The organism is Bacillus sp. GMa5/1 (assembly GCF_050172015.1).
Lineage (GTDB): Bacteria > Bacillota > Bacilli > Bacillales > Bacillaceae_G > Bacillus_A > Bacillus_A cereus.
Genome location: NZ_JBNLYC010000434.1, coordinates 1 through 663 on the forward strand (window position 1 = coordinate 1; position 663 = coordinate 663).

Consider the following 663-nt stretch of genomic DNA (forward strand, 5'->3'; position numbering starts at 1 on the left):
ATGAGTTATTTTATTAAAAGTGCGGGTGAAGGGAGTCGAACCCCCACGCCAAAGGCGCTAGATCCTAAGTCTAGTGCGTCTGCCAATTCCGCCACACCCGCATATTTCATTAAAATGGTGAGCCATGAAGGACTCGAACCTTCGACCCTCTGATTAAAAGTCAGATGCTCTACCAACTGAGCTAATGGCTCTTAATGGCTGGGCTAGCTGGATTCGAACCAGCGCATGACGGAGTCAAAGTCCGTTGCCTTACCGCTTGGCTATAGCCCATTAATTAAGAATGGTGGAGGGGGGCAGATTCGAACTGCCGAACCCGAAGGAGCGGATTTACAGTCCGCCGCGTTTAGCCACTTCGCTACCCCTCCGACATATATGGTGGAGGATGACGGGATCGAACCGCCGACCCCCTGCTTGTAAGGCAGGTGCTCTCCCAGCTGAGCTAATCCTCCATTTTGCCTGGCAACGTCCTACTCTCACAGGGACAAGGTCCCAACTACCATCGGCGCTAGAGAGCTTAACTTCCGTGTTCGGTATGGGAACGGGTGTGACCTCTCTGCCATCATTACCAGACTGTATTCATTTAAGACAAGAATCATTTTAACTTATTTAACTTTTAAAGTCAACAAGTTTTTTATATTCTCTCAAAACTAGATAACATTGCTA

5 tRNA genes and 1 rRNA gene are annotated in these 663 nt (G+C 48.4%); all 6 read right to left on the bottom strand.

Annotated elements, in window-relative coordinates:
* Positions 1–20: 20 nt before the first annotated feature.
* Positions 21–101, bottom strand: a tRNA-Leu gene (locus ACQGSG_RS29220).
* Between the two features lie 14 nt (positions 102–115).
* Positions 116–191, bottom strand: a tRNA-Lys gene (locus ACQGSG_RS29225).
* Between the two features lie 4 nt (positions 192–195).
* Positions 196–270, bottom strand: a tRNA-Gln gene (locus ACQGSG_RS29230).
* A gap of 11 nt (positions 271–281) precedes the next feature.
* Positions 282–365, bottom strand: a tRNA-Tyr gene (locus tag ACQGSG_RS29235).
* Between the two features lie 8 nt (positions 366–373).
* A tRNA-Val gene (locus ACQGSG_RS29240) sits at positions 374–449 on the bottom strand.
* Between the two features lie 5 nt (positions 450–454).
* Positions 455–570, bottom strand: a 5S ribosomal RNA gene (rrf, locus tag ACQGSG_RS29245).
* Positions 571–663: the final 93 nt, after the last annotated feature.